The following is a 25,159-nucleotide window of genomic DNA, read 5'->3' as shown; positions in this document are numbered from 1 at the left end:
TGCCGCCGTTTGCCACGACGACGCTACATATCGTCGGACTTGACCCCGAACCGGCGTCGGATCGGGAACGAGGCGAGGTAGCCGAGAACCAGTGCGGCGCCGATGATCCCGGTACCGATCAGCGCGACATTGCGGGCCCGGTTGTCCGCTGGCGGCGCCGGTGCGGGCACCGCGAGCTGGGCGCTTCTGGCCGGGCTCGGCCGTTTGGGCGGCAGCGGCGCACTGCTCACCTCATCGGTCAGCGCCGCGACCGGATCGACCGCGCCATAGCCGATGTGCGGACTCCACCCCTCCGCGGGCGCGTGCGCGGTGGCCTGCATCCGCTTGATCACGTCCAGCGCACTCAGCTCCGGAAAGCGGGCACGCACGAGCGCGACCACACCGGACACCAGTGGCGTCGCGAAGCTGGTGCCGCTCATCGCCTGTTGCTGCCCTTGCTGATTCACCGTGCCGGTTGCGGTGCCGGTCCCGCGCGGGTCGAGCGAGACCATATTCTCGCCCGGCGCGGCCACACTCACCCACGGGCCGGGCACGGTGAACTTCGACGGCGCGCCATTGGCATCGATCGAGCCGACGGAGAGCACATAGTCGTCCCAGCGCGCCGGGCTCACATTGACCTTGACATTGCTCCACGGATCTGCGGACGGATTGAGCGGATCGATGATCTGCTGTTCGGTCTTGCAGGATCCGTCCTGGTTGCCGGCGGCGACGACCACGACCACGTTCTTCTCCAGCGTCGCGTATCGCACTGCCGCACCGATGGATCCGTCGACGTCATTGGACGAGCCGCACCACACCTCGGAAATATTGATGACGCTGACGTTCGCATCGGCCGCGCGCCGGATCGCCGAGGCCATGGTGGCCAGATTGCCGTAGCCCTCGGGCAGGTCGTCGGGATTGCGCTCCCTGGACCGGCCCTCCTTCTGATACATCTTGCTGGTCTGCCGGATCGTCATGATGCGCGCTTCCGGCGCGACACCCGAGAACCCCTGACCGTCCACCTTCGACGCGGCGATCAGGCCCGCGACGAAAGTGCCGTGCCCGTCGCAATCCTCGGTGCCATCGCCCGAATTCGCCACGAAGTCGCCACCGGCGATGAGTCCGGGCAATCGGGGATGGCGGGCCACACCGGTGTCGATGACCGCGATGGTCTGGCCCTCGCCCTTGGAGAACCGCCACGCGCTGTCCAGATCGAGTGAGCGCTGCGCGGTGGGGATCGTCGCGCCCTCACCGCCGGATACGGTGTTCGAACAATCGGAATTCGCTGGCCGCTCGGTCTTTTCGGGCGGCGCCGCCGGATCACCGGCGGGCAGCAGACCCGGGTTCACCGTGGGCGGGTGATCGGCGGACGCGGCGCCGGCGCCGAGCCCCAGCGACGCGCTCATGCCCAACGCCGCGACCGCAGCCGCGACGCGCAAATGCCGGTTCACAGCCCGCGAACGAGTGAGTAGAGCGAGGCCACCCAGAAAACCAGCGGCAGCACGGCGGCCACGAACGCGTACTCGAGCAGTTCCACGCCACGGCGCATCGGCGGTGTCGCGGACTGGTTCGGAATGATGATGCCGAGAATCAGCGCGGCGATCAGCACGACCATCGCCGCCCCGAAGACGGCCAGTGGCTGCTCCATACCGATGGCCACGCCGACCATCATGATCAGCACGATCGATGCGCCGCCCGCGATCAGCACCACCGCCTGCTCCGCGCCCGCGTAGGTGCGGCTGCGGAACATCAGCACCACCGCGGTCACCAGCGCAAGTGCGATACCGGGCCAATACGGATCGTCCGCACCGGGATCGGTGGCTGCCAGCGCACCCGCCACCGAGAGCAGCGTGGTAGCCGCGACCAGTCCGGCCAGGTACATCCGGGCCCGCTCCGATTTCGTCCGCAGCACATCCATGGTCGGCAGCGCGCGGTGATCGTCCGGATCGTCTTCGGTCGGATCGATCGGGGTGCCCGGGGACGGCACCGGCGGCAGCGGCAGGCTTGCCAGCAGCATCGAAACCCGTGGTGCGAGTGAAAGACCCGCGAGGCCGAGCGCGGCGACGGCCGCGCCGATGGCCTTCTCCGGCTGGTCGGTCAGCACGCCGACCAACGCGGACGGTACGGCGTACACCGCGAGCGTGGCAGCGCCGATGAACAGCGCGAGCCCGACTCCGGTGACCCGCCACGCGAGAATCGCGGTGGCACCGACCAATACCGAGCCGAGCAGCAGATGCGCCCAGCCGTAATCGTCTGGCACATAGAGCATTCCGGCGGTGAACGCGGCGGGCAGCGCACAGCCGCCGAGCACCAGCGCGGTCGAGGTTTCGCCGTACATTCTGCTGAGCACCATGCCCGCGACCACGAGCAGAATCGCCACGGTCAGCGCGAGCGAACCGCTCACCCAGCCCGGCAGCGCATCCTTGGACAGCAGCAGACCGAGGCAGCCCACGATCATGGTGAGCGCGGCGAGCACCGAACCGGTGATCCGCGCGACCTTCGGTGTCCAGCTGCGATAGTGATCGGCATCGGCGATCGCGACGTTGTACATGATGTCGTCGAACAGCGGCGTCGGCGCGGTGTGCGAAGCGCTTTCCAGCATCAGCAATTCGCCGTCGCGCACACCGTGCTCGCCCAGACTCAGCGAATTGGAGAACGGGGGATGGCCGATTCGGGCGAGCACCCATTCCGCGGGCTCGAAGCGCTCGCCCTCATTGTCGAAGTCATTGGTGCGGCTGTGTTGAGCGACCATATCGACGACACTCGGAATCACCAGCGCGACCGGCACATCGACCGGAATCGCCATATCCACCTGGGTGTGCTTCGCGAGAATCGTGACCCGCGCGAGGTCGGGTGCACGGACGATGCCGCGCGAGGATTCTTCGTCGATGTGGTCAAGTCGCGCGTGCGTCAAGCTTCCCCCAACTCGGTCTCTACCTCGTATTTCCGCGTCCCGTGAGCGAGGGGGCCGAGCTTGCGAACCCACCGTTCGGGCAGCAGAATGCTGGTCGAACTGTACGACATGTCAGCTGTGGCCTCTACACTGAGGCCGAAAAAGTGCAGCTTGCGAAGAGGGGGATCTCGTTCGATGAGTACCGTCCGGTTCCAGCGGCGTGCGCGTCGCGAGATGCCGCGCTCGCCCGGTGGCGAGGTCACGCTGCAGCCGCCGCCCGAAATCCCAAGGGTGACACCGGGCAGTCTGGTTTCGAAGCTGATGCCGGTCGTCATGGTCGTCGGCATGGTCGGCATGATGGCGCTGCTGTTCACTCAGGGCGGCAGCATCGCATCGAATCCGATGAGCATGATGTTCCCGATGATGATGGTCGTCTCCATGGTCGGCATGTTCGCCGGTCAGGGCGGCGGCAAGGGACAGAAGGCAGCCGAGGCGAACGAGGACCGCAAGGACTATCTGCGCTATCTCGACCAGGTCCGCAAGGATGTCGACCAGACCGCCGCCCAGCAGCGCGCCTCGGTCGAGTGGAGTCACCCGGAACCGGCCCTGATCTGGATGCTGGCGGGGACTTCCCGCATGTGGGAACGTCGGGCCGGGGACAAGGACTTCTGCCACGCCCGCATCGGCATCGGCGGACAGCGCCTGGCCACCCGTCTGGTCGCGCCGGAGACCGGTCCGGTCGAGGAATTGGAGCCGATCGCGGCGGTTTCGTTGCGCCGCTTCGTGCGCGCGCACTCCACGGTTCCAGATCTGCCGACCGCGATCGCGGTCAAGGGCTTCGCGACCATCGCACTCGACGGTGACCGCGCCGAGGCCCGCGATATGACCCGCGCAATGCTGTTGCAGCTGTGCATGTTCCAGGCGCCGGACCAGGTGCTCATCGCCGTCGTCTGCGGCCCGGACACCGCCCGCGAATGGGCGTGGACCAAGTGGCTGCCGCACACCCAGCATCCGGACGCGCAGGACGGTATCGGCACCCAGCGCATGTTCTACGGCTCGATCCGCGAGGCCACCGCCGGCCTGCATCCGTTGCTGGCCAACCGCGTTCGCTACTCCCGCAACCAGCCCGCCAATGCCAACCTGGTGCATATCGTCATTGTCGTCGATGGCGGCCTGCTGGAGGCCGAAGAAGACCAACTTCGCGAATCCGGCTACGAGGGCGTCACCATTATCGACTTGTGCGGTTACGCACCGCGTTTGGCGGTTTCCCGCGGCATCAAGATGGTCGTCGAGAACGGTGAATGCGTCGGTCGCGGCGCCACCGGCAATCAGGAGCGGTTCGCGCTCATCGACCGGATCAGCCCGCAGCAGGCCCAGCAGGTCGCGCGCCGCCTCGCCCCGTATCGCGCCGCGACCCAGCGCAGCAGCGATGTCGAACACGATGACGCCGAAGTGATCTCGACCTGGACCCAGCTGATGAAGCTCGGCGATATCGGTACGTTCAATCCCGAACACGCCTGGCGCCCGCGCTACGGCCGTGAGCGGCTGCGCGTGCCCTTCGGTGTCGGCGCGGACGGTGCGCCCATCGAACTCGATATCAAGGAAGCCGCCGAGAGCGGTATGGGCCCGCACGGATTGTGCATCGGCGCAACCGGTTCCGGTAAGTCGGAATTTCTCCGCACCCTGGTGCTCAGCCTCTTGGCCACGCACTCACCGGACCAGCTGAACCTGGTGCTCGTCGACTTCAAGGGTGGTGCGACCTTCCTCGGTCTGGATGGTGTGCCGCACGTCGCGGCCGTCATCACCAACCTCGAAGAGGAAGCCGACCTCGTCGACCGTATGCGTGACGCGCTGGCCGGTGAAATGAACCGCCGCCAGGAGGTACTGCGCCAGGCGGGCAACTTCGCCAATGTCTCCGAATACGAGAAGGCCCGCGCCGCCGGTGCCGACCTCGACCCGCTGCCCGCACTGTTCGTGGTGCTCGACGAGTTCTCCGAATTGCTCACCCAGCATCCGGATTTCGCCGAACTGTTCGTCATGATCGGCCGCCTCGGTCGCTCGCTGCACGTGCACCTGCTGCTCGCCTCGCAGCGCCTCGAAGAGGGAAAGCTGAAGGGCCTGGAGAGCCACCTCTCCTATCGCATCGGTCTGAAGACCTTCTCTGCCAATGAATCCCGCCAGGTCCTCGGCGTCCCCGACGCCTACAACCTGCCCGGCATCCCCGGCGGTGGCTATCTCAAGTCCGACTCCGGCGAGATCCAGCGCTTCCAGGCCGCCTACGTCTCCGGCCCCTACGTCGGCGGCGGCTCCCAGCGCGAGGTCACCCAGGCCGGTGTTGCTGGCGGTGAAATCGACATCAAGGCACGCCCTTTCACCGCCACCCATGTCGACTTCCGCGCCATCGACCGCGTCCCGCTGCCGTCCGAGCCGACGCACGATCCGGAACCGCAGTCCGAAGACGGCGAACAGATCTCCAACCTCAATATGCTGGCCTCCCGCATCCGCGGCCACGGCCGCCCGGCCCACGAGATCTGGCTCCCGCCCCTGGACGAGGCGCCCACCCTCGACCAGCTCATCCCGCGCAGCGTGTTGACCGGCGAATACTCCGCCGTCGCCACCCTGCGCGCCCCCATGGGCATTGTCGACCGCCCCTACGATCAGCGCCGCGACCCCTTCGTCGTCGACCTGTCGGGTTCGCGAGGCAATGTCGCCGTCGTCGGCGGTCCGCAGTCGGGTAAGTCGACCGCCCTGCGCACCATGATCATGGCGCTTTCCCTCACCCACACCGCCGAGCAGGTGCAGTTCTACTGCCTCGATTTCGGTGGTGGCACCCTGGCCAGCCTGGAAGGGCTGCCGCATGTCGGTTCGGTGGCCAGCCGCTTGGACGAGGACAAGGTCCGTCGCACCATCGCCGAAATGACCACCATCGTCCGCCAGCGCGAGGCCCGCTTCCGCCAACTCGGCATCGAATCGATGACCGAATTCCGCCGTCTGCGTGCCATGGACCCGGCCAGCAGCCCCGGCGCCACTGGCGCACACGAGGATCCGTTCGGCGACGTCTTCCTGGTGATCGACGGCTTCGGCTCCATCCGCCAGGACTTCGACCCCCTCGAACAGCCCATCATGAACCTCGCGGTCCAGGGCCTGTCCTACGGCGTGCACGTCGTCATCGCCCTGGCCCGCTGGGCCGAAGCCCGCCCCGCCCTCAAAGACCAGATCGGCACCCGCATCGAACTACGCCTCGGCGACCCGATGGACTCCGACCTGGGCCGCAAGTTCGCATCGCTGGTCCCGCAGGGCCGCCCCGGTCGCGGTATGACGCCGGAGTGCCTGCACATGTTGACGGGTCTGCCGCGCATCGATGGCAGTGCCGCCCAAGAGAATCTCGGCCAGGCCGTCGCGGACGCGGTGTCGACCATCGCTCGACTGACGCCGGGCCGTCCCGCGCCCGCGGCGAGGATGCTGCCGGAGATGTTGCCACGGGAACAGTTGCTGCAGTTGGCCGGCAATTGGCCCGCGCAGGTCAACCCGGAAGCCAAGTGCATGCGAATTCCACTCGGCATCAACGAATCCGAGCTGGCGCCGGTATACCTCGACTTCACCGAGAGCCCGCACTTCATCGTCATCGGTGACACCGAGAGCGGTAAGACCACCTTGCTGCGCTCGATCATCGAGGGCATCGCCGCCTCGAACACACCCGACCAGGCACGCTTCATCCTGGGCGACTACCGGCGCACCATGCTGGGATTGGTACCGGACGGATATCTGGCCGGATACGGTTCCACCGCACCGCAATTCACCCAGAACATGGCCGATCTCGCCGCCTACGTGGCCCAGCGAACGCCGGGTACCGATGTCACCCCGCAGCAGCTGCGCGATCGCTCCTGGTGGCGCGGTCCGGAGCTGTACGTCATCGTCGACGACTACGACCTGGTCGCCTCCTCCAGCGGTAACCCGGTATCGGCGCTGTTGGAGCACCTTCCGCACGCCCGAGATCTCGGTTTCCATGTGATCATCGCGCGACGCTCCGGTGGTGCGAGTCGCGCACTGTACGAAGCGACGGTCGCGCGTATGAAGGATCTCGGTTCGGCCGCTCTGGTCATGAGCTGCAATAAGGACGAGGGCGTGTTGTTCGGTAACACCCGCCCGGGTATCAAACCGCCCGGGCGCGGTACCTACGTCACGCGCAATAGCGAGGGCCTGATTCAGCTGGCGTGGATGCCTCCGGCGGAATGATGCCAAGTGTCGATCTGGTGGTGACGGACACCCGCGTTTGGGCGCGTGGCCCGGCCACACATTGGGATGCGCCGCCGTCGGTCGTGCTCGGTAGCAATGGGGATCTCGTTGTCGGAGAGCCTCTTACACCGCCAACACAGGTGAGTTCCGCGGTCCAGTACGTCGGCGCGGACCGGATAGCCCTGCTGCCGCGTATTCCGGCCATCGGCGAAGCGATGACCGCGGTGGTCGGCACGGTGCTGCAGAACCTCGGTGTTCCGATTCCGTGCGAACAGGTCACCGTCGTATGCCCGACCGAATGGGGCGTGCGACGACGCGCGGTCATCGACGATGCCCTGCGTCGCTTCGCCACCGATATCCTGTTCGAGGACATGGCAATACGTGCCGTGGTCGCCGATGCGGGTGCCGCGCGCAGCAGGCGCACGGTCGTGTTGGAGTTCGGGCCGCTCTCGATCACCGCCACCGCCGTTGTGCGGAGCCATCAAGGCATTCACATCGAATCATGTGAACATGAACCGAATCTCGCGATATCCGATATTGCACCGGAAAGCAGTGGGTTCGACGAGCTGTCCGCACTCTTCGATCGTCTGCTCGGCGGTCAGCCCGCCGAGATGGTTCAGGCGGTAGGTGTTTCGGATCCGACAAAACTCGACCTCATCAGGTCGGTGGCGCAGCAGTTCTGCGGACCGAGCGTGGAATTGCGCACGATCGGGGGAGCTGATCTGGTGCGCGGATCGCGACCGGAGCCGGAATACCAACCCGAGATCACGCCATTGCCGACGACGGAATGGATGCAGCCGCTGCGGCAGCGGGCCGCGGCCATGCAGCCCTCCGGTCGCAATACCAAAATGTATGTGCTGGTTGCCGTTGCCGCGGCCGCGGTGGTTGCCGCGGCCGCCATCGGCGCCGTGTTCGCATTCGGTGGCTCGGAAGACAAACCCACCGCGTCCGGACCGAGCGCATCTGTGCCTGCGGGTCCGACGTCGCAGTCGACCGGTGTGCGGCCAGCACCGACGACCACACCGAAGCCGGCATCGGAAACCGTTGGGCGCGTGGGCTTCCAGATACCGGCCGGGTGGCGATTCGCGCAGGCACCTGACCCGAGCAAGCCTCGGGTCGATCTCGTCCCCTCGGACGGAACTCGGATGCGCATCACCGTGATCCAGACCCCAGTCGCCGCGGGCACCGGATACGAGCAGGTCGCGGCGAATCTCGACGCCCAGATGAAGCAGCGCCCGGGCGGCTTGGTCAGCGAGCTGAAGCGCGACGTCGTATTCGGCGGCAAATCCGGCCTGGCCTACACCGAACAGCCCGGCGATGGCTCAACCGTGAACTGGCATGTGTTGGTGGAGCACGGACTTCAGGTCAGCACGGGATGTCAGTACATCGGCGACTGGCAGTCGCTCGCCCAGACCTGCGAGCAGTTCGCGGCATCCATCCAGACGACGCCGTAATTCTCTTCTCTCGGTGGGACATCGTGCCGCGTCCATACCTGTTCCGGTGTCCCACACAAACATTCGTGCCCCCGGCAGTTCGCCGGGGGCACGAATGATCTGAGGGCGTATCTCAGAAGAGGCCAGCGAGGGCGGTGTCCGTGCCCTGAAGCTCGGAATTACCCTTGTCGACGAGCTGGGCGGCGCCCTGCAGCGTCGTGTTCAGCTGAACGACGTGCTGGTTCCAGGTCGTCTGGTACTGGTCGAAGGCGTCCTTGGCCGCACCGCCCTGGGTGTCGAAGAAGGCCTTGACCTTCTTCTCGAACGCCTCGAGCTCGTTCCGGATGTTCTCGGCACGGTTGATGATCTGCCGGGCGCCGTCCGCAACGCCGTCGAAATTAGCGGAGATAGGCTTGCCGCTGCTCATTATTCAAGCTCCTATGCTGCGTAGTTCTGGAATTTAGACCGCAGGCAGGTCGAGGCTGGAAACCTGCGCCTGCACCTTGGAGGCGAAATCATCGGTCTGATCGGAGAACGAGTTGCTCATCTTGAGCAGCTTCTCGGAGGTCTCCATCAGCTGGTCGTTCATCTTGTCGGCCTGGAAGTAGTAGCGCTCCATGAAGGCGTTGAACGCGTCGCGGGCCGCACCCTGCCAGTTGGCGCCGTTCGTCACGTTGTCTTCATCGGTCTTCAACTGCCTGATGGCGAGCATCAGGCTGTTGTGCTGCTCCTGGAACTCCTTCGCCTTCGCATTGATACCCTCGGTATCCGCAGCGAAATTCCCTGGTGAAGTCATCGCTTCTGCTCCTGGTTCTGGTTCTGGTCAACGTCCCAAGTGCTGGTTGACCTCTTCATATGGTTGGACGCGTCCTGGGCCCGTTCGGTTCCATCCAGTTCGAAAGAATCTGGTAGATCCACCGCGTCGCACGGGCGCTGTAGCGTTGTCGACCGGCCACATCACGGTCGGAGGGCCTCAGAGATCCCCCCGGATGTCTCGGACCGCAATGTCGTCGTTTCGGTCGCCACCAGCACACCGATCCCCTCCTTCCCCCTTCGCGGCCACCTGAACTGGCGAGTGGGCTGGCTGCGAACACCCTACCGAACAGCGCAGTGTCGCGTCTATAAGACGGATCCCAGTTCGACAGGAGCCACGAGGCACGTCCGATGCGCTACTTGACGACCTTGGCGATCGTCGGAACCATCTTGTCTACCAACGTGTCCTGGGATTGCCCGGTCCACACCTGAAAGGCCTGCACGGTCGACGGATCATCGACCACAACGATTTTCGCGTTGCTGGACAGAATGCCGCCCGGCAATCCGCGCAGGCCACCGTTTCCGGCTTGACTGTCGGTCCGCAGCACGATCACGACCTCGGAATCGACGTCGGTCGAATAACTAGAGGCCGACAGCGCACGCGGTGACTTCTCATCGCCGACGGCCTTGTATTTGGGGCTGTAGACAAAGCCGACATTCTGCAGGAACTTGGATTGCTCGCTGGGATTGAGCACCACCGAGAGGGTGGAGTTGCCAAAATTGAACGCGGTGACCGTCTTCCCCGCGAATTGCGGATTGGCGTTGCGGGCTTCGGCCACCTTGTCGCCGCCACCGCCGGGATCCGATCCGCCCTTGGTCAATAGGAAGGTTCCGGCCGCGATGGCGGCGACCACCACCACGGCGAGTGCACCGGGTACCAGGAGGCGACGGGCGCGCGACCGTTCGGTGTGATTCCGCTTGGTCGCGATCAGGCTCTGGTCCGTATTCTCCCGCGGCATGAATCCGGTAGTGGGAGTGTGGGTTCGGGTGTTGTATCCGGCGCCGGAACGATATGGATCCCCGACGGGCGGCATTGGCATCGATGGATTCGAATAGCCCGCGACGGACATGCGGGCATCGGTCGCGTACCCGGCCTCCGGCGCGCGGAACTGCGTGCCATAGAGCGCTGCCTCTGCCGCTTGGGTGAACTCGCGGCAGGTCCCGTAGCGCTGCTCCGGGTCCTTGGCCATGACCTTTTCGATCACGGCGTCCAGTGCCGGCGGCAGACCGGGCCGGACCGCGCTCAGCTTCGGCGGCGGCTCGTGCAGATGCCCCATCATGACCACGGCGGGCATGGTCGACGGATACGGATTCTGACCGGTCAGCAGTTTGAAGAACGCGCAGCCGAGGCTGTAGATATCGGCGCGGTGATCCAGGCTGGTTCCGACCAGCTGCTCGGGCGGGGCATAGGCGACGGTGGCCATGAAATTGCCTGTCGCCGTGAGATCTTGACCGTCCTCCGCGGACTTGGCCACACCGAAGTCGGTGAGCAGTACCCGCTCCTCGTCTCCTTCCTCGGCGGCGGAGAGCAAGAAATTGGCTGGCTTCACGTCACGGTGCAGCAGCCCGCGCCGGTGCGCGTAGTCGAGTCCCTTGCCGACCTCGGACACGATGCGCAGTGCGCGCTGCGGCGTCATTACCGAGGGGCCCTTCTTGGCCTCGTCCGCGGCATCGACGCCGTCGATGTACTGCATGGCGATCCAGAGCTGGCCGTTCTCCTCGCCGCGGTTGTAGACGGCGACGATATTCGGGTGGTCCAGTCCGGCAGCCAGATTCGCTTCGCGCTCGAACCGGGCGCGGAACTCGTCATCGGTGGACAGATCGGCGCTGAGTACTTTCAGTGCGTCGCGGCGGGGCAGGATCGGGTTCTGGGCCAGATACACCGTGCCCATGCCGCCGCTGCCGAGAACCTGAAGTACCCGGTAGCCCCCGATGATTGCGCCGGGCCGCAACGCCATTCGGTCCTCCTCAATGATGTCGAATGCCCGGATACGCGAGCCTCCGCCAGAAATCTAGCAAGTCGTCGGTGGGTATTCGAGTCGCATCCGCACCGTTCTCAGCGACTCTGGAGCAGGGCATACTGTGCGGAGATCTTCTGGTGCAGATCCTGCAGCTGCTGGCCGAAGGCCTGCACGACGTACCGATCGACCTGGAACAGGCACCGATTTATCGCTCCCTTCGGATTCTGATCGGTCACTCCATCCGCGAAGCATTGGACATGGTCACCGAGCCCAGCGGGCGCGGCCGACGATTTCTGGTCGGACTTCGTCGGCTGCCATTTCATCCACAGCCCCAGCGCATCCTGGAGCGTCTTGGTCCGGAAGACGACGGCATCCCCGAAGGACACCAGATCGACGCCGTGCTGCTCCAACTCCGGCAGCGTCTCCGGGCTGGCATTCATCAACGACACCGTGCCGCGACCACTGAAGAAACCATCGGGTTCCGCACGAATCGGCCGCTCCGGATTGCTGGGGATGGTGCGACCGAGCAAACCCTGTGGGTCGAGCGGAATATGCGAGAGCTCGCCCGCCGGAGTCGGCTGAAATTTGTCGAGCAATGGAAGCTGCACATCGAGCATCTTCTCGACCTGCGATGTCAACGCGGGCAGGTTTGGTGCGGAGGTATCGTCCACGACTTTGATGTAGATGACATACCGGTCGTGCACGGTCCACGAGCCGACGGAGGAGATATCCGGCCGCCAATGCGCGTAGGTATCCGGCTTGGCGATCGACACCGGCTGGTTGTCGTGGTTATAGGTGAAGTCGTCGTGCTCCAGGGTCGGTCCGACGGTGGATGCGGTCTGCGCGTCCGGGAACATCAGCACCGCGATATTCAGAGTCCGCCGTTTGTCTTCCGGCGCGCCGCCGGTCTGCCATGCATTCACCCAGCCCGCCACGAGGTCTTTGGCGACTTCATCGAAGGTGTCGTTGATGACGAGACGACCGAGGGTCTTGCGGTTGAGCACGGTATGCGGCGCGGTACTCCACGCATCTTCGACGTAGGAAGGATCGGCTTCGTAAGGCAGCGCAACGTAATCGGCCAGCCGTTGTGCCTCGCGCGTCCGAGCTTGCTTATCGCTCTTGGCATTACCCACTTGGCGCGGCTTGGTCTGGTAGTTGCCGACATCGAGCTTCGATACGTCGGGTTGTACGCGGACCGGCTGGCCGGTCACCTGGGCGCCGCACCCCGACAACGCGGTCGTCAGCGCCGCGGCCGCGCACAGCGCCGCCACCCATCGAACGGCCGTCGGCTTCGTCGCGAGCTTCATGCCTCCCCTAACGCCCGTAAGCAAGTAACTTGTATTGCGCGGCGGCCTTTTGGTAAGCCTCCTGCACATTGGTTCCCTGGACCCGCGCAACGTATCTGTCGTATGCGAGATAGCACACGGGCGGATACGTAAGCGAAGAGCTCTTCTTATCCTTGACATCGAAACACTTGACGTCGGGCATATTCGGGGGTGCGTCGACCGGACGATATCCTTCGGCCCTCTGATCGATCATGGCAGCAATCAGACGGACGGTGCTGCTCGAATCCCGTGTGCGATAGACCTTCTCACCGGCGTATGCAACCAGATCGACGCCCGCATCGTCGTAAGCGGCCTTGGCCAGTGCTGGGAAGTTCTCCGAATGCAGCGCGACATGTCCGGGCATCAGCACGGTGCGATCGATTCCGGATACGCTCCTCTGCCGCTCTTCGAGCGGTAGGGTCCGGCCGAGTAGTCCGTCGACATCCATTGGGAGGGAGGGGAGTCGATCGATCGGTGTCGGCGAGTAGTCCTTCAGCATTTCGATCTGTTCGGTGAAGGCCGCCTGGGTGAAAGCGATCAGTGGTGTGGTGTCGACCGGTTCGCTGACCGGATCGTCGATATAGACGTACACCAGCACCGCGTCGTGCACGAGAAATGAGTCGAGAGTTCGTTTGCTGGGCGACCATTTCGCACGAGCAGTCGGATGCCCGGGGATCGTTACGGTTTCGCCGGGCAGTACCTCGGCCTGGCGGTCCGCAAGGCGATGAGCCGCGGTTTCCGCCTTGCCCTTGTCGGTGAACCGGAGCGTGTCCATGATCACCGAGCGGCCGAGCCAGAACGGGCTCCGGCGCTCACCCGTCGTCTCCCATCCGGCGACGAGTCCTTGGGCGAGATCGGGGAATTCCTTGTTATCGATCGACGAGATGGTCGCCGGGGATGTCAGGGTGGTGCGCCCATCGATGTTCGCCAGGCGTTGGAAAGCGAATTTCCCGTCTATATCGAAAGGTAGCGGTACGGAGTTTCCGAGCCGTACCGACTCCAGATAGCCCCCTGAGTCGGCATTGCGCGTTGTTTCCATATCGCGCGGTGTTGTCGGATAATTGCCGGAATCCAGTTTGGCAATGTCGATGGTCGGCGTGGTCGTGCCCTGGCTGTCGCCGCAGGCGGTGGTCGCCGCGATGGCCACAGCGAAAATGGCGTACAGACTGTGTCGCAAGCTCACTCACTCTTCGCCAGAATCGCGTACTGAGCGGCGGCACGCTGGTACAGCACCGGATCCACCGCCCCGGTGAACGTGCTCCCGACGACGACTGCCGCGTACCGCCCGTAGACCACAACGCAGTACTGGTCGAAACTTCGAGTGCCGTCCCGTTTATCCAGCTTGACGCACCGGATGTCGGACAGGCCCGGTGGCGACGCCAAGACCTCGTCGTTCTTACCGGTCTTGGCCAGCACGGATTGCAGGTGGAAGGCCCCGCGCAGATCGCGCGCACGGTAGATGACCGCGCCCCGGCGGCCGACCAGATCGACGCCGCTCTCGTCGAACGCCTTCTGCATTTCGATCGGATTGCGTTCGTAGTGCAGTTCTCCGGCCGGTTGGAAATAGCCGAAGTCGTCCTTGCCGATGAACGGGTCGGTGTGGTCCGGAGCCTCGGGCAGGGCTCGTCGCATGATGCTGTCCGGATCGGTCGGCAGGTCGAGCAGGTCGTCCATCGGTATCGGCTGCTGCTGATCCAATCGGGCGATCTGCAGGTCGATGACCTTTTCGATATTTTCCGCGACAGCGGCCTGGTTCGGTTGGGGCAGGGCGGTATTCACCAGGATGACGTACGGGCCGTGCGTTATGAACGAGGTGATGGTCTTGTCGTCGGTGGAAGAGGCTTTGGCATCCGGATGCCCAGGGATGGTCACCGGATGGCGGCCCCTATCGCTGATGGTGAGTTGATCGAACTGGTCGGCCGCGGCTCGGCCCGCTATGTCAGTCGGAAAGCGCAGCACCGCGATGATCAGCTTCTTGCGACTGCGGAGATTGTTGTTGGTGCCCGAAACATATACTCCGGCAAGGAGATTGTTGTCGGTCGCGACGGGACGATATTTCTCGGGCAGATAATTCTCGCCGACCATGGAATCGGCGTCGGACATGAGCCGTTGATTCCCGGTGTCGTAGATTTCGCTATCGATTTCGTATGGATGGACCAGGTAGTTGAGCATCCGACGCGCTTCGATCAGGCGCATCGCGGGAATGGTGCTGATGCCCGGGTCGTATGCCGTGGGCTCGGGGGTGTACGCCCCCATCTTCAACGTCGCCAGGTCCACCGGCGTCAGCCCCGGCCCCGGATGCCCCGTCACACTCCCAGCGCACCCCGCACTCACCACGGCCAGCAGCGCGACGAATCCGCCTCTGAACCTCATACCTCCCCCGTTCCCTCTCCCCGTTCGCATACTTCCCGCGGGATCCTACTCGACGCAAGCCGCCGGCACCGGGGGCTGGATTCGGGGCGGGGCCAGGGCATTGGCGATTACTTGCCGAACGCCAGCAGTTCATATTGTGCCGCGAGCTTTTGGTCGAGGTCTTGGCGCTGGTTGGCGGTGATGGCGGCGACGTAGCGGTCATACGTTAGGTAGCAGATGAATTCGACGAGGTTGCGGGATTTGGTCGCGTCGTTGTCGAGCTTTTTCGAGCATTTTGCGGTGGGGAGGCCGGGTGGGCTGTCGGTGGGTTCGAAGAGGCCGGTGAGTTGGTCGAGGAAGCTTGCGGTGAGTCTGCTTGCGGCGGCGGGGTCGGCGGTGCGGTAGATCGAGGAGTCGCTGTGGGCGATCAGGTCGACCTTGGCGTCGTCGAATGCGCGCTTGCTGATATCGGGGCGTTCCTCGAGATGCAGGGCGGCGTGGGGGGTGTAGGCGCCGGTGATGTCGGCGTACCCGTCGGTGGGCTGGTTCGGCAGCGTTCGGGCGACCAAGCCATCGATATCGGCGGGTTCCTGTGCGACCTTGTCCGACGGTGTCGGGGTGTACCCCTTCAGCAGTTCGAATTGTTTGTCGAGCAGCTTCTTGGTGAAGTCGATCAGCGGGGCCGGATCCGGCGGGGTCGCGAGGCCATTGCCGACGTAGGTGTAGAGCAGGTAGTCGTCGCTCGCGATCCAGGTGTGGACGGCATCATATTGGCTCAGTGCGGATTTGGCGTTCGGATAGCCCGGAATCGAGAGCGGCCCTTTTCGGGGGTAGGTGTCGTTCTTCGCGTCGGAGAACACGTCCATGGCGGTCTTCGCCTGCGCATTGTCAGAGAACCGCAGCAGGGTGAGGTCGATGTTCAGCCCGAGCGAATTGTCCTTCCTGCGATGCCCCGAAGTGGTCCAGCCCGCGACGAGACCGGGGGCCGCCGCGGCGAAATCATCGACGGATCCGCCCAGCCAGCCATCTTGCGGCGGATTCTGCGGGGTGAACGGATGCAGGTAGAACGGGCGCTGGTTGTAGACCAGGCGACTGTCCAGATCCATCATCAGCGGCACGAATTCGGCCAGCCGGATGGACTCCTGTACCGCACCGGTTTCCGCCGTTCGCTGCTTGTCGATATCGCGCGGCGTCGTCGGATAGTTTCCGGGCGCCAGCTTCGACACATCGACCGCGGGGGCGGGGTCGTCGGACCCGCCGCAGGCCGCGGTCATCGCGAGAACGGCCGCAATTGCGAGGCAGAGCAGGCCGTTTCGGTATCGATGGTGCATCGGTGCGCTCACTGGGTCTTGGCCAGGATCGAATACTGTGCGGCGGTCGCCTGGTACAGCGCCGGGTCGAAGTTCCCGAGACCCTGTCCCCGGGAACCGAGCACCGCGACGTAGCGGTCGTACACGAGGATGCACAGATATTTGCTGATGAAGATCGGCTCCAACTCGTCCAGCTTCAGGCAGCGCGCATCGGGCAGACCCGGCGGGCTGCTTATCGCTTCGTCATCGGTGCCCAAGTGCGCCAACGCGTTCTGGAGCCGAAATGCTGCCGCGAGGTCACGGGTTCGGTAAAGGGTCGACTGGTTCTGTGCGACGAGATCGGTACCGGCTTCCTGCAGCGTCCGCTTCAGATCGGGGCCGTTGCGCTCGAAGTGCAATTGCCCGATGCCGTCATAGATGCCGACGTAGTGGTCCCGCGAGTACTCCCGTGTCTCCTTGGTCGGCGGCAGTGTGCGCCGCATGATTCCGTCGGGGTTCAGCGGCAGGTCGAGGATATCGTCCACCGGTGTCGGTACGAGTCTGTCCAGCTCGGGAATTTGCAGGTCCAGCATTTTCTTGAATTGCGTCCCAAGGGCTTTCGGATCCGATTCCGGCATGGTGATCATGCTGAGCAGCACGAACGGACCACGTGCGAGGAAGATGTAGCCCTTCTTATCGTTGTCCGAGGAGGCCCGGATATCCGGATAGCCGTCGATCGCTACCGGGTGCCGCCCCGGTTTGAATTCATCGGTCGCCCGGTCGAATTCGGCGGCCGCGGTGCGTGCCGCCGCGTCGGACGGGAAGCGAAGTAGCGCGATGGCCAGATTCTTGATGCTGCGCAGACTGTCGTTGGACCGCTGCGTGTACACCCCGGCGATGAGGTTATTGCGCTCGACGACCGGCAGGTACTGACCGGGCAGTACACCGACGAACCCGTCGTCGAAGATCGTGGACGTCGCCTCCACCAGACGGGTATCGACGAGGTGGCCGATATCGCTGTCGACGTCATATGGCAGCACCAAATAGCCCAGCATACGCCGGGATTCGATGCGGAAGACATCGTCCTTCCCGAAACCGTCGGTGGTGTAGTCCCGCGGCGCGGACGGATAGGGCCCGACATTGAGGCTCTTCGGATCCACCGCGGTCATGCCGGGTCCGGCGTGACCGGGAACCTCGGTGGCGCAGCTCGCGACAACGCCGACGACGAGCATCGCCACCGTCGCGGCGATCGCCGCTGTTCGAAGTTTCGATATCGCGGCGAATCTCACATCCCACCCGTCCGTTCTCGTTCCTCCGGGCGGATCCTACTTCACCTGGGCCTCGAGCACCGGTACCAGTTTTTCCAGCAGAACTGCTTCTGAATCCGTTGTCCAGTCGCGGATGGCGCGCACGGTTCGGGGGTGCCGAACCGGTCTGCCGGATTCTTGGCCATGGCGATCGCGAGCACATCGTCGATGGCGGGCGGCAGGCCCGGTCGCGTATCGGTCGCGCGCGGCGGCGGCTGTTGCAGATGGCCCATCATCGCCACGGTCGGCTGATCGGACGGGAACGGATTCCGGCCGGTGAGCAGCTTATAGAACGAGCACGCCAGACTGTAGATATCCGAGCGCGGACCGAGGTGGTGGCCGGATAGCTGTTCGGGGGAGGCGTAGGCGATGGTGGCGACGAAGGTGCCGGCCTGGGTGAGTTCGCTTGCGTCGTCGGCGGATTTGGCGACGCCGAAGTCGGCAAGCAGAACCCGCTCCTCATCGGTGTCATCGGTGGTCAGCAGGAAGTTCGCCGGTTTGATATCGCGGTGCAGCAGCCCTTTGCGGTGCGCGTAGTCCAGGCCCTTGCCGACGTCGGTGATGATCCGCAGTGCGCGCAGCGGATGCATGCCGTGCGGGTCGCGGGCGATTTCGGCGGCCGCATCGATGCCGGGCACGTACTGCATGGCGATCCACAGCTGACCGTATTCCTCACCGCGGTTGTAGACCGCGACGATATTCGGATGGTCGAGTCCCGCGGCGACATTGGCCTCGCGTTCGAACCGGGTCCGGAACTCGTGGTCGGCCGTGTGCTGGGCGCCGAGCACTTTGATGGCATCCTTGCGCGGCAGGCTGGGGTGCCGAGCCAGGTAGACCGTCCCCATACCGCCTGCGCCGATCTGCTTTTCGATGCGATAGCCGCCGATAATGGTGCCGGGGCTCAGTGCCATGGCTGATCTCCTCTAACGGTTGTTCGCGAACAACGCGTACTGTGCGGCGGCCTGCTGCTGGGCGTCGCCGAGTTGATTCGCGCTGACGAAACCCACGTATCGGTGATAAGCGACGATGCAGGTGAATCGTTTGCTCTTGGTACCGGATTCCTGGTTTTCCACACACGCCGAATCGGGCAGGCCGGGCGGTGCGGCGGCGTCGCGGGCGACCGCGGTCATAGTGACCCGATCCCGCACGACGGCGCGGGCGGCGGCGTCATCGGCCAACTGGATCACCGGGGTGCGTCCGAGCGCGGCGAACCGGCCGATGTTCCGCGCACCGAAACGGGTATCGGCGAGTTCGCGGTCCTTGGCGAAATGCAGCATGCCGTGACTGCCGCTGACGAATCCGTCGTCATCGTCGTATCCCGGTTTCAGCTGCTTGCTGTCGGGATCGAGCACCCGGTCGAGTAGCCGATCCGGATCCCATGGCAGGTCGATCGTCTGGGCCGCGGTCAGCGCGGGTAGCTGGTCGAGCTGGGCGAGTTGCAGGTCGTAGGCCCGGTCGGCGAGTGTGGTGAGCGCGTTCAGATCGGTTTCGGGTGTGCTGACAAGGAAGGCGACCACATAGGACCCGTGCGCAAGGACGGTCCGCAGCACCGGCGCGTCCGGCCACCAATGTGATTGTGCCGCAGGATGTTTCGGTAACGACACGCGCTGATTGCTGTCCTTGGAGGTCGCGAAGTCGGCCTCGTGGAACTCGGTCGCGGCGGTTGTGGCCCGATCCGCATCGGGGAACTGCATGACCATGGTCGCCGCGTACCTGGATTTCGCCGGGGACGGAACCGGCCAGCCCGGGAAGGCCAGCGAGGTCGACGCGTTATCGGATCCCTGGGATTCGAAACCGAACAGCATCTTGTTGCGCTTGATGATCTGCTCGACCGCGGACCAGTCGCCGAGTTCGTCGGGTCGTCCGGGAATGGTGCCCGAGTGCATGCCGTACTTCATGGTCTTGTCGATCTCATATGCGGAGACGACATGGTCGGACAGCCGCATGGCGGCGACCTTGCCCATCTCGTAGAAGTTCGGGACGTAGGCGTCATCGTGTGCGTTGCGCGGCTCGGTCGGATATTTGCCGACATTGAGCTTGCGAACGTCGATTTCGGCGGGCAGTGCGGTCGGCGATACGGTCGTCCCGCACGCTCCGAGCAATATGGCGAGCGCGAGTGCGGCCGTGACCGCGAGGTAGCCGCGCAGCTTGCGAGTCGTGCTCATTTGGCGTTCACCAGCAATGCGTATTGGGCCGAAATCCGTTGCTGCACATCATTGAGCTGGTCGGACCAGGTGTATCCGGTGTAGCGGTCGAAGGCCACCGCGCAGTAGAAGCGGATCACCGACTTGTCCCGCCCGAGGTATTCCTGGCATCGGGCCTGCGGCAGATTCTTCGGCGCGGGCGCGGACCGGAACTTGCGGCTGGGGCCGACGAGCTCATCGCGCAATTGTCGGGCCCCAGCGGCATCGGCCGTGCGATATACCTCGGCGCTGTCGACGGCGAACCGGTCCACGCCGACGGCCTGGAATTTCGGAACGTCCTGCGCCGGTGCGGAACTGAAGTGTTCGGCGCCGCGAGCGCGGTAGGCACCGGGCGGATTCAGATTGAAATCCGCATCGAGTCGGGGCAGGGTGCGCCCCAGCATGCCGTCCAGGTCGAGCTGCGCGCTCATGAGCTGGGCGGGCGGGGTCGGGGCGAATTCGCCGAGCGCCGGAACCGCCTTGTCCAGGCTCTGTGTCACAAGGGCGACGAGCGCGGGCAGGTCCTGTTCGTCGAGGAAGATCTTGCGGTAGTCGTAGACCCAGGTGTAGACGACCATCTTGCCGGTGGCAAAGAACGATCCGATGGACTGCTGGGTCGGGCGCCAATGTGCCTTGGCGGCAGGATATCTCGGAATAGTGACCGGCTGGTTCGCGGCGGCGGCCGCCTCGAAGTCGGAGCGTTCCAACGCGATCGCCGCGTCTATGGCCTTCTGCTCGTCCGGGAACTCCATGACCACATTCATCAGATCGGTGCCGCGATTGTCCTCCGCAGACGAACCGAAGCTGACGAAGCCGGTGATGAAATCCGGTGCCACCGTCTCGAATTCGTCGAGCTTGATGGCCCAGTGCAGATCCGAGGTCTTCGGGTCGAAGAAGATCTTCGAGCTGAAGTGCGGCGCGTACGCGAACCGTGGGTCGATCTCCCGCGGTGTCGGCACGAAATTCGCCAGCCGTTCGGCCTCGACGATCCGAGCCTGGTCGAGGTTCTTGGCCGCGCCGTAGTCACGCGGTTCGGTCGGGTAGTTGCCGACCTCGAGTGTGTTCAGGTCTGCCGCGGGCTCCGCGGTCGTGGTCGCCGCACTCTCGGATCCACATCCACCGAGCGCCAATCCGACTGCGATCAGTGCGCAGGCAGCACGAACAGAATTCGGTCTCAAAGCGGTTTTCCCCCCCCGGGTCACAGTCTGACCGAATGCTACAACGGGGGGCCCGCCGATGCGTACCGCTGGGTCCGAGGACTCAGAGGCTGTTGGCGAACAGCGCGTACTGCGCGGTCACCTTCTGCCGCACATCCGGTTCCTTATCGCTGGTGACCACACCGACATACCGCTTGTACCCGACGTAGCAGCGGTACTTGTACTGCCGCTCGGGATCGCCTTTGCTATTGAGCTGCAAGCATTTCGCGCCCGGTACATCCTTGGGGGCGTCGATGGGGTCGAAGGTGTCGCGCACCTCGGCCATCAGGCCATCGATGAACTTCTGCCCGGCCGAATAGTCGCGGACGCGGGTGACCGAGCCGTTGTCGACGATGGCGAATTTCTCGACCCCGACCTCGTCCACCAGCTGCTGGGTCTTGGTCTCGTCTTCGGCCGATTGGACGAAGTAGCTGGGTCCGTAGACCGCGAAGTTATCGGCATTCGGGGTGTGGCCGCGCCGGTCGGCGACCACGGCGCGGGCGAGCATGCCCTCCGGATCGACCTTCAGGTTGTTGAACTGGTCCTTGGGTGTGGCCTGGAATGTGTCCAGCGTGCGAACCTGGGCGTCGAGCGTCTTCTCCACCCAGCTCAGCAGGTCCGGGCCGTCCGCGCGGGGGCGTCCGACGAACAGCGAGATGACGAATTCCTTGTGCGCCATGAAGGTTCCGATATTGGGAATACCAGGGCGCCAATGAATATAGGCATCCGGGTATTTGTTCGACGGCAGTTTGCGGTTGTCGGGGGAGATATTGATATCGGCGTCTTCGAGTTCGCGGGCGGCGATTTTCGCGGTGGACTCGTCCGGGAACCGGAAGACCACAGTGGTGATCGCGGTGGTGTCGGCCGAGGGCCGGGTCTGCCCGGGTGGATCGGGCTTATCCGATCCGCTGGTGGCATATCCGGTGAGGTAGTTGCGGTTCACCAGTACCGGCTTCGATGCCGAGGCGACGTGTTCGACGGCATCGTCGATGCTGCTCAGCACCTTGCCTTCACGGCCATAGGTGAGCGACGGGTCGATCTTCGTGGACGCGACAACGGCCTCCGACATCCGCATGCCCTCCAGCAGCGCCCCGTGCGAGCCCGCGTCCTGGTCGTACCTGTGCCGGTCGACCGGATACGCGCCTACCTCCAGTTTGCGTACGTCCTGTTCCGCCGCCAGCGGCGTGCCCTGGACGCCACTGCATCCGGCCAGCACCCCGGCCAGCGCGGTACAAGCTACGGCAAACGCGATTCGCGAAGTCCTGACCATGGCAGACCCCTTTGTTCCTCCCGTTGTGCATCTGAAGTTACCGGACGGACGCCGGGGAGGGGGGCCTATGAGGGGTCGGTTGCAATACCCTTGGGTGTGTGGCGAGAACCCTGCGATGCCTATACATAGGAGGCCGATACCGTTGAAGGATCGGCAGGTTGAGGTTGTCGCCGGAAATCACGCCGTCGCCCGGGTCGCGGGTGCGGTGGTGCTCGTCGCACATCGTGGGCATGCCCGACCGACATCGGACGCAACCGCCGTCATCGCACTGGAGTCACTGGCCGAACTCGTCCGCGAGGCGGCCGAACAGCATCCCGACGGCCCCGGCGCATTGGTCGCGCGCGCGGCAACCCGCTGGCTCATGAAATATGCCGAACAGATCAGTCCCGGTGCGCCAATCGATTTCGGCATCCTGTCCGCGGCCGAGACCGGCGGCGTGGCGGTCTTCCTGCACGGCGCGATCACGGCGGTGCTGGCCGGTGACGGGACAGTCGAGCGCTACCGCGGCAGCGACGCCGCCTTCACGGTGGATCGGGTCGCGATGGTGCCCGCGCAGGCAGTCGCGTTATTCGTCGACGACCCCAAGGGCCGCATTCCCGAACTGCCCGCCGAGCGCGGGATCGGCTGGCTGGTGGAGGGAATCGCACAGGCGGGCGGCGCGATCGTCTGGTCCGACGCGGTGCGCGGCAGGTCCGCATCGGTGCCATCCGAGGCCGCCCATCCACCACCGACCGCGCGCATCGATTCCGGCCCGACCCAAAGGCCGCACCCTGAACTACAGCTGACCGAAACCAGGGCCTCGACCGCGATGCTCGATTCGGTCCAGGACCAGCAACCGGTCGACCCGCATCACGCGCCGACCCAAATGGGCGGCACCAATCCGGCCCCGCGTCCGGATCCGGATCTGCAGCGCCGACTGGAGGCCACCGCCAAGTCCACCGCGCTCACGGTCAAGGTGATGGGATTCAAGTGCGCGCGAGCCCATCCCAGCGATCCGCGCTCGGCCTTCTGCACGGTCTGCGGGATGCCGGTGGATCAGACGCAGCAGCTGATCGAGGTGGTGCGTCCGCCGCTCGGCATGCTGGTCCTCGACGACGGCATGACCTACATGCTGGCCGCGGACGCGGTGCTCGGTCGCGATCCGGAGCATTCCGAACAGGCGCGCCGCGGCATGGTGCCATTGAAGGTCGAGGACTCCTCGGGCGGCATGTCCCGCGCGCACGCCGAGGTGCTGCTGGTGAATTGGGATGTGTCCCTGGTGGATCGGGGATCGACCAATGGCACTCGCACCCGACTGCCCGGCTACCGCGACTGGATCCGCCTGACACCGCATCAGCCGATGGTGCTGGTGCCGGGCACCGAAGTCATGATCGGCAACCGAGTGCTGCGCTACGAACCCGCCGCCCCGCCGCCGTTCGGCTAGGAATACCGCGACGTGCAGGTGTGCTCGCCATTGAGCACCCCGGCGCGGAACGCGTCCACTCGGGAAAACCCGCTCGGTACGGTCCTACCCTCGACATCGCTGGCCGCCAGCCCATCGGCCAGCAGTCCGGAGACCGCCTCGTCGAGATCGCCTGCGGCCAAGACGATATCGCCCTGCGTCTGGGTCCGCCCCGGTTGCGCGAGCTTGCCGGTGACCACACCCGACAGACAGGCCGCGCGCAGTCCGGCCTTGGCGCCCACGAGATCCTGGCCGTTGCTCTGCTGCACCGCGAGGGTATAGCGCGAGATGAAGACTATATAGCCGTTGTAGTCGCCGGTGACCTTGATCGGCAACGGATCCTTATCGTCGGCATTCGAGGTGCCGCGCTGGGCGAGCGCGGGCACATCGGTCGCGATGGTGTTCTTGGCGGGACAGTAGGAGACCGGCGGTGTCGTGACACCGTTCTTGCAGTCGATCTTGGCGCCGGAGTACTCATAGGTCGGCTCCGGCTTCAGCGGCAGGATCGTGGCGAGGGCCTTGCTGAGTTCGATCAGACTGTCCTTGTCGATCGGATTCTCACCGCGGCCCGGATCGTCCTTGAAGCTCTGCGGCAAATTGCCACGGCGGCGGGCGATCTCGTTCATATCAATGGCCTTGCAGGCCTTCGGACCGTCGGTGAAGCCGATCTGCACGGCCGTGACCCGCTCGAACGCCGAACCGTGCACGCTCTCGGGGTCATCGGGATTGGAATCGCGAATCGCGACCGTCGCGGCCAGCACCGAGTTCAGGCCATCGGAGGTGTTGATGGTGAAGTGCTTCGATTTGCCTTCGGCCACATGGCGAATGAACGCACCCGAGAAACAGTCCGCCTGCTGTTCCTTGACGATCACCGGATCCTTGGTCTGCACGATTTTGGCCAGCATCTGGATGGCGTGCCCATATTCATGGGCGAGCACCATGATGACCGCCATCTTGCCGAAGGTGTCCTCGATCGTCGGCAACAGCACCGAGCGGTCCCAGCCGATGGAGTTGTCCAATCGGCAGTAGGCGGCGTTCACCAGGTGATAGGTGGATTCCTTACAGAATTCCAGCGCCTGACTGCGCGGTGCCTTCGAGCTCCAGGAGATCAGCTTGTCGACCGGCTTGAACTCACCGTCGAAGTCCTTGCTGTATTCGGCGCGCCAATAGGTCTGAATATCCTCGATCGCGTTGAGTGCCAGCGCATCCACCTCACCGCTGTCGCCGTTGATCGCGGTGAGCGAGGTATCGGGGACGTTGGGGCGCGGTCCGTTCGGACCGCTCGTGGTGGGCAGTCCGGCGACCTTGAACGGATCGTCGTAGACCGAGACCGCACGACCGCTCACCGCACGAGTACAGCCCGCCAACATTGCGATTACGCAAAGCGCTGCGGTCAGGACTGCGGTCGCTCGGAGTTTCGGCAAGGCTCCCCCTAGTCGGCCGGTAGCGCGTTCATAACGGTCGCCGGATCGGGGTAAGAG

General features: G+C 64.7%; 18 protein-coding genes. 3 read left to right on the top strand and 15 right to left on the bottom strand.

Annotated features, from left to right (window positions below; translation table 11 throughout):
• Positions 1 to 23: 23 nt before the first annotated feature.
• On the bottom strand, positions 24 to 1,385 hold the full coding sequence (mycP, locus tag ACWEO2_RS18945) for a type VII secretion-associated serine protease mycosin (RefSeq protein WP_452406501.1): 1,362 nt from the start codon (positions 1,383 to 1,385) through the stop codon (positions 24 to 26).
• 41 nt (positions 1,386 to 1,426) lie between these two features.
• Entirely contained in the window at positions 1,427 to 2,893 is a 1,467-nt protein-coding gene (gene eccD, locus ACWEO2_RS18940; protein ID WP_452406500.1) for a type VII secretion integral membrane protein EccD, read from the bottom strand.
• Positions 2,894 to 3,067: 174 nt separating this feature from the next.
• Here eccD and eccCa point away from each other — a divergent pair, with 174 nt between their 5' ends.
• Both eccCa and ACWEO2_RS18930 read left to right on the top strand, forming a co-directional pair.
• Complete coding sequence (gene eccCa / locus ACWEO2_RS18935; RefSeq protein ID WP_452406499.1) at positions 3,068 to 7,108, top strand: type VII secretion protein EccCa; 4,041 nt, start codon at positions 3,068 to 3,070, stop codon at positions 7,106 to 7,108.
• A gap of 140 nt (positions 7,109 to 7,248) precedes the next feature.
• Entirely contained in the window at positions 7,249 to 8,562 is a 1,314-nt protein-coding gene (locus ACWEO2_RS18930; protein ID WP_452406498.1) for a type VII secretion-associated protein, read from the top strand.
• A 112-nt stretch (positions 8,563 to 8,674) separates the two neighbouring features.
• Here ACWEO2_RS18930 and ACWEO2_RS18925 read toward each other — a convergent pair whose 3' ends face one another.
• The 12 genes from ACWEO2_RS18925 to ACWEO2_RS18870 form a co-directional block, all read right to left on the bottom strand.
• Positions 8,675 to 8,968: a WXG100 family type VII secretion target gene (locus tag ACWEO2_RS18925; protein ID WP_354951764.1), complete on the bottom strand. Its 294-nt coding sequence runs from the start codon at positions 8,966 to 8,968 to the stop codon at positions 8,675 to 8,677.
• Between the two features lie 33 nt (positions 8,969 to 9,001).
• The gene (locus ACWEO2_RS18920; RefSeq protein ID WP_354951762.1) at positions 9,002 to 9,337 is read right to left on the bottom strand and encodes a WXG100 family type VII secretion target; all 336 of its coding nucleotides are present in this window, start codon (positions 9,335 to 9,337) and stop codon (positions 9,002 to 9,004) included.
• A gap of 373 nt (positions 9,338 to 9,710) precedes the next feature.
• Positions 9,711 to 11,312 (bottom strand): serine/threonine-protein kinase, encoded by a 1,602-nt coding sequence (locus tag ACWEO2_RS18915; RefSeq protein ID WP_452406497.1) that lies wholly within the window; start codon positions 11,310 to 11,312, stop codon positions 9,711 to 9,713.
• A gap of 98 nt (positions 11,313 to 11,410) precedes the next feature.
• Positions 11,411 to 12,622 carry a DUF7373 family lipoprotein gene (locus ACWEO2_RS18910; RefSeq protein WP_452406496.1) on the bottom strand — a complete coding sequence of 404 codons (1,212 nt, stop codon included), beginning with the start codon at positions 12,620 to 12,622 and terminating at the stop codon, positions 11,411 to 11,413.
• A gap of 7 nt (positions 12,623 to 12,629) precedes the next feature.
• The gene (locus tag ACWEO2_RS18905; RefSeq protein ID WP_452406495.1) at positions 12,630 to 13,817 is read right to left on the bottom strand and encodes a DUF7373 family lipoprotein; all 1,188 of its coding nucleotides are present in this window, start codon (positions 13,815 to 13,817) and stop codon (positions 12,630 to 12,632) included.
• A gap of 2 nt (positions 13,818 to 13,819) precedes the next feature.
• Positions 13,820 to 15,013: a DUF7373 family lipoprotein gene (locus ACWEO2_RS18900; protein WP_452406494.1), complete on the bottom strand. Its 1,194-nt coding sequence runs from the start codon at positions 15,011 to 15,013 to the stop codon at positions 13,820 to 13,822.
• Positions 15,014 to 15,120: 107 nt separating this feature from the next.
• The gene (locus ACWEO2_RS18895; RefSeq protein ID WP_452406493.1) at positions 15,121 to 16,323 is read right to left on the bottom strand and encodes a DUF7373 family lipoprotein; all 1,203 of its coding nucleotides are present in this window, start codon (positions 16,321 to 16,323) and stop codon (positions 15,121 to 15,123) included.
• Between the two features lie 8 nt (positions 16,324 to 16,331).
• On the bottom strand, positions 16,332 to 17,570 hold the full coding sequence (locus ACWEO2_RS18890; protein WP_452406492.1) for a DUF7373 family lipoprotein: 1,239 nt from the start codon (positions 17,568 to 17,570) through the stop codon (positions 16,332 to 16,334).
• Between the two features lie 41 nt (positions 17,571 to 17,611).
• Positions 17,612 to 18,499, bottom strand: coding sequence for a serine/threonine-protein kinase (locus tag ACWEO2_RS18885; protein WP_452406491.1), 888 nt, complete (start codon positions 18,497 to 18,499; stop codon positions 17,612 to 17,614).
• 12 nt (positions 18,500 to 18,511) lie between these two features.
• Positions 18,512 to 19,753, bottom strand: coding sequence for a DUF7373 family lipoprotein (locus tag ACWEO2_RS18880; protein WP_452406490.1), 1,242 nt, complete (start codon positions 19,751 to 19,753; stop codon positions 18,512 to 18,514).
• A complete protein-coding gene (locus tag ACWEO2_RS18875; protein ID WP_452406489.1) occupies positions 19,750 to 20,949 on the bottom strand; it encodes a DUF7373 family lipoprotein in 1,200 nt (399 codons plus the stop codon). Before ACWEO2_RS18875 ends, ACWEO2_RS18880 begins: the two co-directional genes overlap by 4 nt.
• Before the next feature lie 82 nt (positions 20,950 to 21,031).
• Positions 21,032 to 22,237 (bottom strand): DUF7373 family lipoprotein, encoded by a 1,206-nt coding sequence (locus ACWEO2_RS18870; RefSeq protein ID WP_452406488.1) that lies wholly within the window; start codon positions 22,235 to 22,237, stop codon positions 21,032 to 21,034.
• Positions 22,238 to 22,379: 142 nt separating this feature from the next.
• Here ACWEO2_RS18870 and ACWEO2_RS18865 point away from each other — a divergent pair, with 142 nt between their 5' ends.
• Positions 22,380 to 23,660 (top strand): FHA domain-containing protein, encoded by a 1,281-nt coding sequence (locus ACWEO2_RS18865; protein ID WP_452406487.1) that lies wholly within the window; start codon positions 22,380 to 22,382, stop codon positions 23,658 to 23,660.
• Here ACWEO2_RS18865 and ACWEO2_RS18860 read toward each other — a convergent pair.
• Complete coding sequence (locus ACWEO2_RS18860) at positions 23,657 to 25,048, bottom strand: metallopeptidase (protein ID WP_452406486.1); 1,392 nt, start codon at positions 25,046 to 25,048, stop codon at positions 23,657 to 23,659. The two genes, ACWEO2_RS18865 and ACWEO2_RS18860, sit on opposite strands and share 4 nt — an antisense overlap.
• Between the last annotated feature and the right edge of the window lie 111 nt (positions 25,049 to 25,159).

It is taken from the genome of Nocardia sp. NPDC004278 (assembly GCF_053602975.1).
This window is presented reverse-complemented; position numbering and strand designations above follow the sequence as displayed.

Excerpts from the sequence above, each read along its gene's own strand:
- ACWEO2_RS18870 (WP_452406488.1), bottom strand. The coding sequence starts at position 22,237 with ATGGTCAGGACTTCGCGAATCGCGTTTGCCGTAGCTTGTACCGCGCTG.
- ACWEO2_RS18915 (WP_452406497.1), bottom strand. The coding sequence starts at position 11,312 with ATGGCGTTGCGGCCCGGCGCAATCATCGGGGGCTACCGGGTACTTCAG.
- ACWEO2_RS18885 (WP_452406491.1), bottom strand. The coding sequence starts at position 18,499 with ATGGCACTGAGCCCCGGCACCATTATCGGCGGCTATCGCATCGAAAAG.
- eccCa (WP_452406499.1), top strand. The coding sequence starts at position 3,068 with ATGAGTACCGTCCGGTTCCAGCGGCGTGCGCGTCGCGAGATGCCGCGC.
- ACWEO2_RS18895 (WP_452406493.1), bottom strand. The coding sequence starts at position 16,323 with ATGCACCATCGATACCGAAACGGCCTGCTCTGCCTCGCAATTGCGGCC.
- ACWEO2_RS18920 (WP_354951762.1), bottom strand. The coding sequence starts at position 9,337 with ATGACTTCACCAGGGAATTTCGCTGCGGATACCGAGGGTATCAATGCG.
- ACWEO2_RS18900 (WP_452406494.1), bottom strand. The coding sequence starts at position 15,013 with ATGAGGTTCAGAGGCGGATTCGTCGCGCTGCTGGCCGTGGTGAGTGCG.
- ACWEO2_RS18860 (WP_452406486.1), bottom strand. The coding sequence starts at position 25,048 with ATGTTGGCGGGCTGTACTCGTGCGGTGAGCGGTCGTGCGGTCTCGGTC.
- mycP (WP_452406501.1), bottom strand. The coding sequence starts at position 1,385 with ATGAGCGCGTCGCTGGGGCTCGGCGCCGGCGCCGCGTCCGCCGATCAC.
- ACWEO2_RS18925 (WP_354951764.1), bottom strand. The coding sequence starts at position 8,968 with ATGAGCAGCGGCAAGCCTATCTCCGCTAATTTCGACGGCGTTGCGGAC.
- ACWEO2_RS18910 (WP_452406496.1), bottom strand. The coding sequence starts at position 12,622 with ATGAAGCTCGCGACGAAGCCGACGGCCGTTCGATGGGTGGCGGCGCTG.
- ACWEO2_RS18880 (WP_452406490.1), bottom strand. The coding sequence starts at position 19,753 with ATGAGCACGACTCGCAAGCTGCGCGGCTACCTCGCGGTCACGGCCGCA.